At 33.8% G+C, this 15,844-nt stretch carries 13 protein-coding genes, 1 tRNA gene and 1 other annotated feature; all 14 genes read right to left on the bottom strand.

Annotated elements, in window-relative coordinates; genetic code table 11:
• Positions 1 to 1,605, bottom strand: a 1,605-nt coding sequence (fusA, locus tag PHQ99_05185) for an elongation factor G (protein MDD4288962.1), incomplete at its 3' end; no start/stop codon positions are given.
• 88 nt (positions 1,606 to 1,693) lie between these two features.
• On the bottom strand, positions 1,694 to 2,164 hold the full coding sequence (gene rpsG, locus PHQ99_05180) for a 30S ribosomal protein S7 (GenBank protein MDD4288961.1): 471 nt from the start codon (positions 2,162 to 2,164) through the stop codon (positions 1,694 to 1,696).
• 54 nt (positions 2,165 to 2,218) lie between these two features.
• Positions 2,219 to 2,593 (bottom strand): 30S ribosomal protein S12, encoded by a 375-nt coding sequence (gene rpsL, locus PHQ99_05175; protein ID MDD4288960.1) that lies wholly within the window; start codon positions 2,591 to 2,593, stop codon positions 2,219 to 2,221.
• Between the two features lie 160 nt (positions 2,594 to 2,753).
• A complete protein-coding gene (rpoC, locus tag PHQ99_05170) occupies positions 2,754 to 7,901 on the bottom strand; it encodes a DNA-directed RNA polymerase subunit beta' (GenBank protein ID MDD4288959.1) in 5,148 nt (1,715 codons plus the stop codon).
• An 82-nt stretch (positions 7,902 to 7,983) separates the two neighbouring features.
• Positions 7,984 to 11,589 carry a DNA-directed RNA polymerase subunit beta gene (gene rpoB / locus PHQ99_05165; protein ID MDD4288958.1) on the bottom strand — a complete coding sequence of 1,202 codons (3,606 nt, stop codon included), beginning with the start codon at positions 11,587 to 11,589 and terminating at the stop codon, positions 7,984 to 7,986.
• A 175-nt stretch (positions 11,590 to 11,764) separates the two neighbouring features.
• Positions 11,765 to 12,127, bottom strand: coding sequence for a 50S ribosomal protein L7/L12 (gene rplL / locus PHQ99_05160; GenBank protein ID MDD4288957.1), 363 nt, complete (start codon positions 12,125 to 12,127; stop codon positions 11,765 to 11,767).
• 183 nt (positions 12,128 to 12,310) lie between these two features.
• Positions 12,311 to 12,847 carry a 50S ribosomal protein L10 gene (rplJ, locus tag PHQ99_05155; protein MDD4288956.1) on the bottom strand — a complete coding sequence of 179 codons (537 nt, stop codon included), beginning with the start codon at positions 12,845 to 12,847 and terminating at the stop codon, positions 12,311 to 12,313.
• Between the two features lie 25 nt (positions 12,848 to 12,872).
• Positions 12,873 to 13,007, bottom strand: a sequence feature (ribosomal protein L10 leader region).
• Between the two features lie 13 nt (positions 13,008 to 13,020).
• Positions 13,021 to 13,719 carry a 50S ribosomal protein L1 gene (gene rplA / locus PHQ99_05150; protein MDD4288955.1) on the bottom strand — a complete coding sequence of 233 codons (699 nt, stop codon included), beginning with the start codon at positions 13,717 to 13,719 and terminating at the stop codon, positions 13,021 to 13,023.
• A gap of 86 nt (positions 13,720 to 13,805) precedes the next feature.
• Entirely contained in the window at positions 13,806 to 14,228 is a 423-nt protein-coding gene (gene rplK, locus PHQ99_05145; protein ID MDD4288954.1) for a 50S ribosomal protein L11, read from the bottom strand.
• A 133-nt stretch (positions 14,229 to 14,361) separates the two neighbouring features.
• Positions 14,362 to 14,889 (bottom strand): transcription termination/antitermination protein NusG, encoded by a 528-nt coding sequence (gene nusG / locus PHQ99_05140; GenBank protein MDD4288953.1) that lies wholly within the window; start codon positions 14,887 to 14,889, stop codon positions 14,362 to 14,364.
• A gap of 64 nt (positions 14,890 to 14,953) precedes the next feature.
• Complete coding sequence (secE, locus tag PHQ99_05135) at positions 14,954 to 15,154, bottom strand: preprotein translocase subunit SecE (GenBank protein MDD4288952.1); 201 nt, start codon at positions 15,152 to 15,154, stop codon at positions 14,954 to 14,956.
• A gap of 65 nt (positions 15,155 to 15,219) precedes the next feature.
• Positions 15,220 to 15,295: transfer RNA gene (locus PHQ99_05130), tRNA-Trp, on the bottom strand.
• Positions 15,296 to 15,330: 35 nt separating this feature from the next.
• Positions 15,331 to 15,480 carry a 50S ribosomal protein L33 gene (gene rpmG / locus PHQ99_05125; protein MDD4288951.1) on the bottom strand — a complete coding sequence of 50 codons (150 nt, stop codon included), beginning with the start codon at positions 15,478 to 15,480 and terminating at the stop codon, positions 15,331 to 15,333.
• Between the two features lie 236 nt (positions 15,481 to 15,716).
• The coding region (tuf, locus tag PHQ99_05120; protein ID MDD4288950.1) for an elongation factor Tu at positions 15,717 to 15,844 on the bottom strand (128 nt) is incomplete at its 5' end.

Below are 15,844 nucleotides of genomic sequence, written 5' to 3'. Positions count from 1 at the left end.
AGGAACGCTGCCACCTACTGTTTTGTTAACAAATTCAAATACTTCTTCCTTGTTTGGTTCAATTTCAATAATTACATCTCCGTACTGACCTCTTCCTCCGCTTTGTCTTATAAATTTCCCTTGAGATTTGGTATTTTTCCTGATAGTCTCTTTATAGGCTACTTGCGGATCTCCTACATTTCCTTCTACTTTGTATTCTCTCAGCAATCTGTCAACAATAATTTCAAGATGAAGTTCTCCCATACCTGAGAGAATTGTTTGCCCGGTATCTTTATTCACAGTACGTTTAAAAGTTGGATCCTCTTCAGCCATTTTATCAAGTGCAATTGCCATTTTTTCTTTATCAGCCTGACTTTTCGGTTCTATTGCAATAGATATAACAGGTTCCGGAAATTCCATTTTTTCCAATATAATCGGGTATTTGTCATCACATAAGGTATCCCCTGTTCCTGATTTTTTTAAACCGATAATGGCACCTAAATTTCCAGCTGTAATTTCATTTACCTGTTCCCTGTGATCAGCATGGACTTTCACTAACCTATTAACTCTTTCTCTTACACCCTGCGTAGAATTAAAAACATACGAACCATTTGTTAATCTACCAGAATAAACTCTAACAAAACTTAACTTACCAAAAAAGGGATCAGACATAACTTTAAAAACCAGTGAAGATAATGGTTCATTTACATCAGTTTTTCTATGAATTTCAGCTCCTGTATTTGGATCTTCACCTTTAACAGGTAAAACTTCCAGAGGAGAAGGCATATATCTGTTAATCGCATTTAATAATAACTGAATACCTTTATTTTTTAAAGCTGCCCCGCATAAAATAGGAACAAATCTGTTGTTAATTGTCCCTTTTCTTATGAGACTATGTATCCTTTCAACAGCAATGTCATTTCCATAAATATAATCCTCTAAGAAGGATTCATCCTCTTCTGATAGTATTTCAAGCATTTTCTTTCGAGCTTTTTTTGCCTCTTCTAAATAATCTTCCGGTATATCAACCGTAAGATAATTGACACCAAGTTCATCATTTATATATGTATATGCGCGCATATTTACTATATCAATAATCCCTTGAAAATCGCCCTCTTTTCCCCATGGAATTTGCACTGCCAAAGGGGTAACAGAAAATTTTTCTTTAATCATTTTCATAGTTCCATAAAAATCTGCACCGGTTCTATCCATTTTATTAATGAACGCTAATCTGGGAACATGGTAGTGATCTGCCTGATGCCAAACCGTCTCTGATTGTGGTTCAACACCCGCTACAGCACAGAAAACCGCAACAGCTCCATCAAGAACACGTAGTGACCGTTCCACCTCTACCGTAAAGTCTACATGCCCTGGCGTATCAATAATATTAATTTGAAAACCCTTCCAAAAAGATGTTGTAACTGCTGAAGTTATAGTTATCCCTCTCTCTTTTTCCTGTGGCATCCAATCCATAGTTGCAGAGCCTTCATGAACTTCACCCATTTTATGTAATATTCCGGTATAATACAATATTCTTTCAGTAACAGTAGTCTTACCGGCATCAATATGGGCCATTATTCCAATATTTCTTACTTTCTGCAGGTCAGTATTATTAGTATTTGTCATTATTTAATCATTCTTTCATTCTTAAATTATTTATTTTTTTCTTTTATCTTCTTTAATATTTAAAATTCTAAGTAAAAATATTAATATCTTACCATTTATAATGGGCAAACGCTTTGTTTGCATCAGCCATTCTATGAGTATCTTCTTTTTTCTTTACTGAAACACCGGTACCCTGGGAAGCATCTATTAATTCGCTTGCTAATCGTTCTGCAAATGGTCTGCCTGTCTTACTTCTGGTAAAACTGATAATCCATCTCATAGCCAATGTAACTCTTCTGTCAGGTGAAACCTCAACAGGTACCTGGTAGCTGGCTCCGCCAACTCTTCTTGATTTTACTTCTAATACGGGCATCACATTTTCCATCGCCTGATTAAAAACATCAAGGGAATCCTTTTTGGTCTTTTCCTTTATTATGTCCATTGCATCATAAAATATTTTTTGAGAAACACTCTTTTTACCATCTAACATTATATGATTAATAAACTTGCTTACTCTCTTGTCTTGAAAAACAGGATCCTCTTTTATTTCATTCTTAGTAGCTTTTCTTTTTCTGGACATCTATAATCCACCTCATTTAAGTTTAAATTAATATTTTTTTTAAAATCTGCTAACTTATTTTTTTGGCCTGGTAGCTCCATATTTTGAGCGCCCCTGTAATCTTCCATCTACACCAGTTGTATCCATCACACCTCTTACTATGTGATACCTGACTCCAGGTAAGTCCTTTACTCTACCGCCTCTTAACAATACAATAGAATGCTCCTGTAAATTATGGCCAATACCAGGAATATAAGCAGTTACCTCCATATTATTGGTCAATCGCACTCTAGCAACTTTTCTTAAAGCAGAATTAGGCTTTTTAGGTGTAATAGTCCAAACACGCGTACAAACACCTCTTTTTAGCGGAGAGCCTTTTAAGGCTGGTGTGTCTGATTTTTTACTTGCTCTTTTTCTGCTATTTCTTACCAGTTGATTAATTGTTGGCATTTTAAAACCACCTTTTTTTTGATTATCTTTATTTTCTTTTTAGTGATTTATTATAATTAATAATATAATATACTATATTACCAATGAAAATACTTACACATTTTATCAGCATCATAACTTTATGTCAATATAATTTAATTGTCTAAATAACTTTTTTTAATTATATCTCCCTATTAGTATCATCCGGGAATGATTTATTTTCAGCATCACTCTCATACACATTAAAGTCATTCTCATACTCGTACTCTCTATTCTTTTTCATTTCTTCTTCATATCTTTGCTTTTCTTTGTTTAGTTCTTCTTCATATTGTGAAGTGATTTCAATATCCCGGTATTGAGGTAATCCAGTTCCGGAAGGAATAATGCTTCCGATGATAACATTTTCTTTTAACCCGTAAAGATTATCAATTTTCCCTTTTATTGATGCATTTGTTAATACATGAGTAGTCCTCTGGAAGGATGCCGCAGATAAAAAGCTTTCTGTTGAAAGAGATGCCTGAGTTATTCCCTGTATTATAGGCATACCTACTGCTGGAAGTTTTATTCTGCTCATATAACCAATATCCTCAATCAATGATACTGTTTCTTTTTTGGTATTTTCACTTCTATATTTAATTGTCTCAATATTTTGCTGGAAAATAACATTTGCATTCTTTTTAGTAATTTTTTCCCCTGCCTTAACAACAATGGCATTGGTGTTCTTGTCAAGGATGTCTTGTGCAATAATTTTACCAACTAAATTATTATAAATATATTCTAGTGTTCTTCCCTCCAATGAGAAGAAACGACCATCTTCTAATGGTATATCACTAATTCCAGCAGAATATGCTTTTCTAATTATATTTTTACTTACCGGTTGAGCCTTGTCTGCAATAATATTATCAGATTCCGGGTCTTTCAAATCTTCGCCTAAAGCTTTTCCTATAACATCTTCTTTAACAAAACTAATCAGATTCTCCTTGATATTGATTTCTTTTATATTATTCCATACTTCAATTTTCTCACATTGTAATTCTACTATTCTATCAATGTCTTCCTTTTCCAGAATTTTATTGGAATGAATTATCACTTCATCACTATCAGACATTTTTATGTCTTCAGCCAGCACATTACCTTTTAATTTCTCTACTTCCTGGGGATTGCCAATTTTTACTTGATGAATACCCTGTTTAACCATTCTAATAGCAATATCCTTAGTTATTTTGTTTCCTATTAACTTTCCTACGTCAAGAATATCATTATTATCAGTATGGATATTTTCTATATATTCTTTGTTTTGGCGGGAAGCTGTATCAATAAATATATAGTCTATAATTTTTTCAATAAAATTCATCTTCCCCTGTATTATATGATTTTTTCTTCCTTGTTCGTCTATAATATCAAATCCCTGATACTCTGCGTTTTCTATTTTACGAATATTATTTTCATCCAGGATGTTGTCTTTCTCTATTACAACTTCCCCCTTAGCCCCAACAACAGGACTAACTAATTTTTTATCTGATAATAATTCTCTGTTTTTTCTGCGAATTTCTTCGTTTTCCTTTGCAACCTGCTTGTTTGCCTTTTCAAAATCAGAAACATAAACTAGCTCCCCTGAGAGTAAATCTGAATCCCTGGAAGATCTAACATATATTTTATTTAATCTTGCTATCTGCCTGACAATAACTTCAATATGCTTATCATTGATAGTAACCCCTTGTGAACGATAAACCTCTTGTACCTGTTCCAACAGATATTTTTGTACAGCTTTGATTCCTTGTATTTTTAAGATATCATTAGGATCAATAAATCCTGTTGTCATTCTTTGTCCGGCTGTAACTTTTTGCCCCTCTTCAACAATTATTCTTAAATCTTGAGGTATTACATATATTTTTTTCTTACTGTCTTTATTCTTGATTGTTTCGCTTTCATCTTCTGGTTTTATTATTACTTCTTTTCTAACATCCTGCTGATCATTCTTTAACTGATACACATAACCATTAATTTCACTTATTACTGCTTGTTTTTTTGGTTTTCTGACTTCGAACAATTGTTCAATTCTAGGCAAACCAAGGGTAATATCTTCTCCGGTTATTTTAATTCCACCAGTATGAAATGTTCTTAAGGTTAACTGAGTGCCTGGTTCACCAATAGATTGAGCAGCAATAGTCCCCACTGCTTCTCCTATAGTAACAACTTTTCCGGTTGCCACATCCTTACCATAGCATTTTGCACAAATACCTTGTTTCGATGAACATGTTAATGGTGAGCGTATATTTACTTCCTTAATTCCAGCATCACTTATTTTTTTGGCAATTTTTTCATCTATTGAATCACCTCGATGAACAATTATCTCACCTTTCTTTTGATCGATTACATCCTCTTGTGCTGTTCTGCCGACAATTCTTTCTTCTAATTTCTCAATTACATTTCCATCTTCCTGAATATCCGTGACCACAACTCCGTCAGTAGTACCACAATCATCTTCAGTAATTATTACATCCTGTGCAACATCAACCAGCCTTCGGGTTAAATAACCGGACTTTGAAGTTCTTAGCGCTGTATCTGCAAGACCTTTTCGGGCTCCGTGTGTTGAGATAAAATATTCTAAACATGATAATCCTTCTCTGAAGTTTGATCTGATAGGAAATTCAATAATCTTACCAGATGGGTCCGCCATCAATCCTCTCATACCTGCTAATTGTCCAATTTGCCTTCTACTACCACGGGCACCGGAGTCTGCCATCATAAACAAAGGATTAAAACTGCTTAAGTTGCTTAAAATAGCACTGACGACATTATTCGCTGCATCTGTCCATGCAGTTATAATTTTTTCTTCCCTCTCCTCATCCATTATTAAACCATAGTTGAATTGTTCTTTTATTTTTGAAACTTTTCTTTCAGCCTCTTCTACTATCTTGTCTTTCTCAGAAGGTATTTCTAAATCTACTACACCAATTGATATTCCTGATGTAGTGGCATAATGAAAGCCTAATTGTTTAATATTGTCAAGACATTCGACCGCTACATCCTGTCCAAAATGACGGTATATATAAGAAATAATTTTAGCAAGTGATTTTTTAGTTATAGTTAAGTCTACAAATTTCATATCTTCCGGTAATACTTGATTAAAAATAACTCGTCCAATGGTTGTGTCCTCTATATCACCCTTTACTCTTATTTTTACTTTTGCATGTAAATCTACATATCCTTCTTCCTCAGCTCTCATTGCTTCTTCAGGAGATGCAAATAGCATACCTTCCCCTTTTTGCCCCTTTTCCTTCATCGTTAGATAGTAGCATCCCAATACTATGTCCTGTGCAGGTAGTGCTATCGGTGCACCATTGGCCGGGGACAAAATATTATGAGAAGACAACATTAAAGTTTCTGCTTCTGTTTGCGCCTCGGTTGATAATGGAACATGAACTGCCATCTGGTCTCCATCAAAATCAGCATTAAAAGCCGGACAGGAAAGAGGGTGAAGCTGTATTGCATTTCCTTCTACCAATACAGGTTTAAAAACCTGAATCCCAAGACGATGTAAAGTAGGAGCACGATTCAGCAAAACCGGATGTTCGGAAATAATTTCCTCTAAAATATTCCAAACTTCGGGTGATTCCTGTTCAACTAATTTTTTAGCAGTCTTAATGTTATGAGCAAACTCTCTTTTGACTAAGTGGTGCATTACAAAAGGTTTAAATAGCTCTAATGCCATTTTCTTAGGAAGCCCACACTGATGTAATTTTAACTTTGGACCAGCAACAATTACAGAACGTCCGGAATAATCTACTCTCTTACCTAATAAATTTTGTCTAAAACGTCCTTTTTTCCCTTCTAATAAATCGCTCAAGGATTTCAATGGTCTGTTTCCCGCACCCAGTACAGCATGTCCCCTGCGACCATTGTCAATAAGAGCATCAACTGCTTCCTGTAACATTCTTTTTTCATTTTTAATTATTATGTCAGGTGCCCCTAACTCTAATAATCTCTTTAGTCTGTTATTTCGATTGATAACTCTCCTGTATAAATCATTGAGATCAGAAGTTGCAAAACGGCCACCTTCCAACTGAACCATAGGTCTTAAATCAGGAGGAATTACAGGTAACACATCCATGACCATCCATTCCGGTTTACAGTGACTTTTTCTAAAGGCTTCGACAATCTGCAACCTTTTAATCATCTTTTTAGCTTTTTGACCTGTCGAATGTTTTAATTCTTCCCTTATTTCCATATTTAGAGAATCGAGGTTGATTTCTTTAAGTAGATTCTTTATTGCCTCTGCCCCTATTCCAGCATAAAACTCGGGATCATAATTAGAAAACAGTCTTTGTTCTGATTCAAGTAAAATGTCTCCTGTTTTTAAGTTTGTACTACCGGGACGAATTACAATATAACAGGATTCCTCCATTGTCTGCTTTGCCATAGTAGTTCTTTTGGAAATACCTTCATCCTTTTCTAATAATGCTTTTAATTTGCTTTCAACTATTAATCCTTCAATTTCTATAATTTTATATTCTAAAGAATCTAAATTATCATTGTTATCTAAGTCACTCTGGTTAGGTGCTATTTCCTCTTCCTGAGTCTGTTTGTCTTCATTGCCTGCTTCAATATCTTTTTCATCAGTATCTTCGTAATCTACATCATCTTCTTCAATTTCTTCATTGTGTTCATCAGAAATTAATTTCTCTACAGTAAAATATATTTTCCCATATATATCCTGTAATTCCGACAATTTTTCTGCATCTATAATATCTCCCACTTTATAAGGAAATTTTTTATGTTGGTTAATCCGGTATATTGGTTCAGCTTTAAAATCAGGTTTATACATCTGATGTATCTTATATTCTGTTTCCAAAATAACATCACTGACATATAAATTATCCTCATCCTCGTTCTGTTTTACACCGTACATTTGCTCTCTTCTTCTATCAGGTGCAAAATAGAGTATTTTTTCGAGATTTCTGGGTGATATATTAAGTAATAACGCCAGTGGACTAGGAATTCCCTTAAAATACCATACGTGTGAAACCGGACAAGCTAATTCAATATGGCCCATCCTTTCTCTGCGAGTAATTGATTTTGTTACTTCTACTCCACAACGATCACAGATTACACCTTTATACCTTATTCTCTTATATTTCCCGCAACTACATTCCCAGTCCTTAACAGGTCCAAAAATGCGTTCGCAAAACAATCCGTCTTTTTCCGGCTTTAAAGTTCTATAATTGATGGTCTCTGGTTTTTTTACTTCCCCATATGACCATTTACGAATTTCTTCATTTGAAGCTAATCCTATAGTAATTGAATTAATTCTTTCTGGAATATCCAACCACATTACCTCCCCGTATTAAAATATATACCCAGCTAACAAGACTATATGCGGTAAATTCTATAAATTATTTCTTGATGTTTTATGTTAAGTGGTCCATAAAATCTTGATCTATTCTGTCTTTGACTTCTAAATCTTCTTTTATTTCTATCTCTTTGCCGTCCCGGTCTAATACTTTTACATTTAAACAAAGACTCCTGAGCTCTCTTATCAAAACTTTAAAAGACTCTGGTATACCGGGTACCGGTATATTTTCACCCTTAACAATTGATTCATAGGTTTTTATTCTTCCTGCAACATCATCTGATTTTATTGTTAGCATTTCCTGCAAATTATAAGCAGCCCCATATCCTTCCAGTGCCCATACTTCCATCTCGCCAAATCTTTGCCCTCCAAATTGTGCTTTTCCACCCAGCGGTTGTTGGGTAACAAGGGAATAAGGTCCGGTTGACCTGGCGTGAATTTTATCATCAACTAAATGTATTAATTTTAGAATATAGCTGTAACCGACTGTAACCTTTTGATCAAAAGGCAACCCAGTTCTTCCATCATATAAAATACTTTTCCCATCTTTTGGCAAACCTGCATCAACTAAAGCTTTTGCTATGTCTTCTTCTTTGGCACCATTGAATACCGGGGTTACAATATTTATTCCAAGTTCTTTTGCAACCCATCCCAAATGTATTTCAAGTATCTGTCCTACGTTCATTCTAGAAGGAACCCCAAGTGGGTTAAGAATAACATCGACAGGAGTACCATCCGGCAAAAACGGCATATCATTAACTGGAAGTATTTTTGCAATAACTCCTTTATTACCATGTCTACCAGAAATTTTATCTCCCTCGGAAACTTTCCGTTTCTGGGCAATAAAAACCCGTACCATTTTATTTACACCAGGTGCTATTTCATCACCATTTTCCCTGGAGAAAACCTTAACATCAATTACTTTTCCTCTATCACCATGAGGTACCCGTAATGACGTATCCCTCACTTCTCTTGCTTTTTCACCAAAAATAGCCCTTAGCAATCTTTCTTCAGGTCCTAATTCAGTTTCACCCTTTGGGGTTACTTTTCCTACCAATATGTCCCCCGACTCAACTTCTGTCCCTATTCTTATGATTCCATCCTCATCCAGATTAGCTAAATTATTCTCTCCGATATTTGGGATATCAGCAGTTATCTCTTCAGGGCCTAACTTGGTATCTCTTGCATCACATTCATGTTCACTAATATGTATGGATGTAAAAACATCATTCTGAACCAGTTTATCACTGATAATTATTGCATCTTCAAAATTATATCCTTCCCAGGCCATATAAGCTACTAATACATTTCTACCTAAAGATAATGCACCCTGGTCTGTGTTAGGCCCATCAGCAATTGGTGTATCTTTGCTTACTTTTTGTCCTTCAGAAACAATTGGTGTCTGGTTAATACAGGTTCCCTGGTTAGACCTGTGGAATTTTTTTAAAAAATACTCTTTTTTATTACCACTATCACCCTTTATGACAATCTTTTCACCGGTTACTTTTTCTACAACACCTTCTTCTTCTGCTAAAATTATAGTACCCGAATCCTTAGCTACTCTTTCTTCTATTCCTGTCATAACAAAAGGCATTTCCGTTTTAATTACCGGGACAGACTGTCTCTGCATATTTGTTCCCATTAAGGCCCTGTTTGCATCATCATGCTCCAGAAAAGGAATTAAACTGGCTGAAATACTTGCCATCTGGTTTGGTGCTATATCGATAAAGTCAACTTCTTTTGGGGATACTGTCAAATAATCATCCCTGTATCGACATGGAACGTCTTCCTGTGTAATTTTATTATTTTTATCTATATTTACATTAATCTGCGCAATCTTATATTGATCTTCTTCGTCAGCAGTAAGATAGATAATTGTATCTGTAAGTTTTCCATTTTCTACTTTCCGATAAGGTGTCTCAATAAAGCCAAAATCATTTATTCTTCCGTAAATACTTAATGATCCGATCAAGCCTATATTAGGTCCTTCAGGTGTTTCTATAGGACATATTCTGCCATAATGACTATAGTGAACATCCCGTACTTCAAATCCTGCTCTTTCTCTGGTTAATCCTCCCGGACCAAGCGCCGATAATCTTCTTTTATGAGTTATTTCTGAAAGTGGATTTGTCTGGTCCATAAATTGTGACAACTGGCTGCTTCCAAAAAATTGCTTAATAGAAGCTACCAGGGGTCGTATATTTATTAATGCCTGCGGGGTAACAGCCGATAAATCTGGTTGAATAGTCATTCTCTCTTTAATAACTCTTTCCATTCTAATTAAACCAATATAAAATTGATCTAATAATAAATCTCCGACAGTCTTAACTCTTCTGTTTCCCAAATGGTCAATATCATCAATATAGCCAATACCATAGTGGAGATTAACCAAATATCTCAATGAGGCTATAATATCATCTTTACATAAAGCATTTCCCTTTTTTACTAAAACGTCTGGTTTAATTTCGCTAATCTTTAGAAGTAGTTCCTCATCCAAAATCTGACCACTTTGTGCTATTATTTCCCCTGACTTATGATTTATAATATCCTCGACTAACTGTAATCCTATATTCTTATCATCAATCCTGCCTTCATCTGTGTCAATCAAGAGGACATTGGTATCAATTTTCTCATTATAAACTGCGATTTCCTCATCATTATTATTAAATACATATACTTTTTCAATATTCGATTTTCTTATTGTCTCAGCTATTTTTTGATTAATAAGAGTATTTTTCTTAACCAAAGTTCGTCCGGTTTCCGGATCGACTACTGCTTTGGAGGTTGTTCTATCTAATATTCTATTCTGAATACTTAATTTCTGGTTTACTTTGTAACGTCCAACATCAGCCAAGTCATACCTCTTCGAATCAAAAAGCAATCTATCTAAAAGTTGTCGAGTATTTCTGTCGGTGGGAGGTTCGCTTGGTCTTAATTTTCTAAATATTTCAATTAGTGCTTCTCTTTTGCTATGGGTATTGTCTTTTGATAATGTTTCCTGAATAATCTCGCAATTATCAAATAATTCCATAATATCTTCATTTCTCTCGTAACCTAACGCCCTCAACAGGGCAGTGGCTGGTATTTTTCTTTTTTTATCAATACGAACATAGATCATATTGTTGGTATCAAAACCAAATTCTAACCAGGAACCACGGTTAGGAATAATTCTATAATTGTATAATGATTTATTAGTACCGGATTCATCGATACCATAGTAAATACCGGGAGACCGTATAAGCTGGTTTACGATAACTCTTTCAGCTCCGTTTATAATAAAACTTCCACTTTCAGTCATTAAGGGTATTTCACCCATAAAAACATCCTGCTCTTTTATTTCTCCTGTCTTTTTATTTACCAGGCTAATTCTTACTTCTAACGGTGCAGAATACGTACTACCTCTCTCCCAGCATTCAAGGGGGGAATATTTGTTATCTTTTATTGAATAATGAACATAATCTAATATCAGATTTCCGGTAAAATCTTGAATAGGAAATACATCTCTAAATACTTTGTGCAAACCTATATTTTGTCTTTTTTCTGCAGGGATATCTTCCTGTAAAAATTTCTTATAAGAATTTTTCTGAATATCAAGAAAGTGAGGTGGGTCAATAAAACTATCTATTTTTGAATAATCTATTATTTTTAATTTTTTATTCTGCACTTTTAGCACCAACCTTTTTAAATTAATATGCAAATTAATATGTTAACATTATAATAATAAAAAGTCAAGAAGATACCCAAAATATTTATTCAGGGTATCTTCTTACTATTTTAACTGAATAATAATTAATCATTATAAAAATGACATTTAACATTACTACTCTTTAAATATATTATTATTTTATTTCTACAGTTGCGCCAACAGCTTCCAATTTTTCTTTTAGAGCATCGGCATCTTTCTTCTCAATTTTTTCTTTTACTGGTTTTGGTGCTCCTTCAACGAGATCTTTAGATTCTTTTAAACCAAGTCCGGTTGCTGCTCTAACTTCTTTGATAACCTTAATCTTATTTGCGCCCACGTCTTTTAGAATAACATCAAACTCAGTCTTTTCTTCTTCTTGAGCAGCATTTCCTCCTTGGGCAGGTGCTGCCGCCTGTGCTGCAACAGGAACTGCTGCACTCACACCAAATTTATCTTCTAGAGCTTTCACCAGGTCAGCTAATTCCAAAACAGTTAGGTTTTCTACTTTCTCTATAATATCTTTAACAGTGCTGCTTTCGGTAGCTTTTTTTTCTTTTTTTTCTTCTGGTTTGCTCTGAGAAGCTTCTTTTTTTTCATCACCTTGTTTTATTTCTACTTTTTCTTCTTGCTTTTCTGCCAATTCTTTCACCTCCTCTCATCTTTGTGTTGTGTTTAAATATTAATAATAGAATAAATATTTTTACTTATCAGTATTTTCCTTTTGTTTTCTTATCTGTTCCAGTACATTCACCAGTCCATAGATTGGGGATTTTAAAATAAAAACAAAAGAGGTAATAGGTGATTTTAAATTACCTAACATTTTGGATAATAATTCCTCTTTTGTAGGTAAATTAGCAATTCTATCTAATTCCTCTTCAAAAAATATTTTTTCTTCTATTAGAGCTCTTTTAAGTTTAAATTTTTCCTTATTTTGCTGGTAAAATTGATTTAACAATTTTACCACTAATATTGGTTCATCTTCAGAAAAAGCAATAGCAGTGCATCCTGATAAGTCCCCTACAAAACTACCAAACCCTGTTTCATTGGCAGCCCTCTTAATTAAAGTGTTTTTATAAACTTTATACCTGATATTGTTTGTCCTAAGGTCGCTTCTGATTTTATTTATTAATTCAACATCAAGTCCTTTATAATCAGTAAGGACGATACCTGAAGATTTTTTAAATTCTTCGCATAATTCTTCTACAACTAACTTTTTTTCTTCCTTGTTAAGTGGCAATGAGACTCCTCCTTTCTCTTATTATATTAATAATAAAAAATCCTTACCTTAGACAATGTCAAGGAAGGATTTATATAATCTTAACTCCTCGGCAGGTCGGTTGAACCATTTAAATCATCTTTTTGATACCTGCGGTCTAAGGAAATATCAATATTTATTTATTTTTAGTTATTTTATGCTAAAAGCTTTGTAGTATCAAGCCTGATACCCGGACCCATAGTTGAAGACAATGAAACACTTATCAGGTAACGCCCTTTTGAGGATGCAGGCTTAGCCTTAATAATGGCATCCATTATTGCTTTAAAATTCTCAATCAACTTTTCGTCTTCAAAATTTATCTTGCCAATCATTGAATGCACTATTCCAAAACGGTCTGCCCGGTATTCAACTTTACCTTTTTTAACAGAGGTAATTGCCTCTTTTACATCAAAGGTAACTGTTCCAACTTTTGGGTTTGGCATTAACCCTCGTGGTCCTAAAACCCGTCCTAACTTTCCAACTACTTTCATCATATCCGGAGTAGCAATGGCAGCATCAAAATCAGTCCATCCATTTTGGATTTTCTCTGCCAGGTCTTCGCCACCAACAAAATCTGCACCGGCCTCTTCTGCTTCTTTAACTTTTTCTCCTTGTGCGATAACCACAACTTTAATATCCTTACCGGTACCATGAGGAAGATCGACCGCTCCTCTAACTTGTTCTTCTGAATGCTTGGTATTTATCCCTAAACGTATTGCTACATCTACCGATTCATTAAATTTTACCCAGCTTAGTTCTTTGACTAATTTTACGGCCTCTTCAATAGTACATAATTTTGTTTTGTCATAGTTATTACTTATTTCTTTAAATTTTTTTCCTCTTTTTTTAGACATTATTTCCTCCTGGTGGTTATATTGGAATAAATCCTCCCACTCTATTTACTTTTAAAAAAGTCTATTATATTGAATTATTGAAATAACTATTCTATTTCAATTCCCATACTTCTGGCAGTTCCCTCAACAATCTTCATTGCACCTTCTATATCATTAGCATTTAAATCTGGCATTTTAGTTTCAGCAATTTGTTTAACTGCATCACGACTAATCTTGGCTACTTTGGTTTTATTAGGCTCAGCTGAGCCTTTCTCTAACTTGGCTGCTTCTTTTAATAAAAAGGATACAGGTGGTTTTTTACAAATAAAATCAAAGGAACGATCTTGATAAACAGTTATAATTACGGGAATAACCGTACCAATATCTTGTTTTGTCTTTGCATTAAAAGCTTTACAAAACTCCATGATATTTAAACCATGTTGTCCTAATGCGGGACCAACCGGTGGTGCAGGATTTGCAGCTCCTGCCGGAATTTGTAATTTTATATTTGCAATAATTTTTTTTGCCATTTATCTTATACCTCTTCTTGTTCTTGCCTCGTTTTTATGATTTTTTGTGCTGCCAAAAAGTTGTAAATAAATCATAATCAAGCTTTTATATTATCATTCACAATAATCTTTCATAATAAAAATGTGATTATTCTTAATATTTCTCCACATCTGTAAATTCTAATTCAACCGAGGTTTCTCTTCCAAAAATAGTTAATAAAACTTTTAATTTGCTCTTTTGATTATCAATTTCACTAATTTTACCGGTATACCCTGTAAAAGGCCCGGTAATAATATTCACACTTGTACCAACGGTTAAATCAATTTTTGGTTTCTTTTCTCCCTTGCCCATTTGCTTTAGTATATTTTTTATTTCACTATTGTTTAAAGCAACTGGTTTACCTCCGGAACCTACAAACCTGGTAACACCAGGAGTATTTCTTACAGCATACCACGATTCATTATTCATTTTCATCTCAACAACTACATAACCGGGAAATACTTTTTTTTGAACATACCTTTTTTTCCCCGATTTTGTTTCTAACACTTTCTCAGTTGGAATTAAAACCTGAAATATTTGGTCTTCCATTCCCATCGATTTAACGCGTTGTTCAAGATTTGCTTTTACTTTATTTTCATAACCAGAATAGGTATGAACAACATACCATTTCTTTTCCTCAATAGTTCTAATTATAAGTCATCACACTCCAATTATAGAAGATTATATTTTTATGCTTACCCATAGCTTACTGCAAGATAATTGTAACAACGCGGGAAAAAATTAAATCAACTATACCTAAAAAAATAGCCACTAAAACGACGGTAATCATAACAACAATGGTACTGCTTACTAATTGTTTTCTGTTAGGCCATGTAACTTTTTTTAATTCTGCCCTTGCTTCTTTAATAAAATTTATTATCTTATGAAATAAATTGTTTGATTTCATTAAAACACCTTTTTCTGTAATAAAAATATTAGTTTTTTCCAATTACCTAATATATCTTAATTATATGGCAGGCCCGGCAGGATTTGAACCTGCAACCCCCGGATTTGGAGTCCGGTGCTCTCCCGTTAGAGCTACGGACCTGTATTTTTCCTGTATTTATATTTATAAGATTAATTTTATTTGGTCTCTTTATGCACCGTATGTTTCTTACAAAACTTGCAGTACTTTTTTAAAGAAATTCTTCCTGAAGTGTTTTTTTTATTCTTATATTTATTATAATTACGATTATCACATTCTGTACAAGCTAATATTATCCTTTGCCTCATTATTCGCTCCTTATAATTCGGAAGAAATTAACGAAATTTAATCTAACATATTTTAGCATAACTGTCAAGAAATAATGTATATTTATTGTTATTCAATCTTCTTTTAAAATAAGTAACTATTATTTATATTTATTTTTTTATTATCTATTACTTCAACAATTAAGACTGGACTTTTGCCCAGTCTTAATTTCTTCTTGTTATTTTAAATATATTTATTTTTATTCGGTTACTTATATTTATTCAACTACTTCAGTAACAACACCGGCTGCAATGGTTCTTCCACCTTCACGAATAGCAAAGCGTACTCCTTTTTCCATAGCAATAGGAGTAATCAACTCACCGGTAATTGTTATGTTATCACCTG

The organism is Atribacterota bacterium (assembly GCA_028703475.1).
In the GTDB taxonomy this organism is placed as follows: domain Bacteria; phylum Atribacterota; class Phoenicimicrobiia; order Phoenicimicrobiales; family Stramentimicrobiaceae; genus JAQVMU01.
Note: the sequence above shows the minus strand (reverse complement) of the source record. Positions and strands in the feature narration are given on the sequence as shown.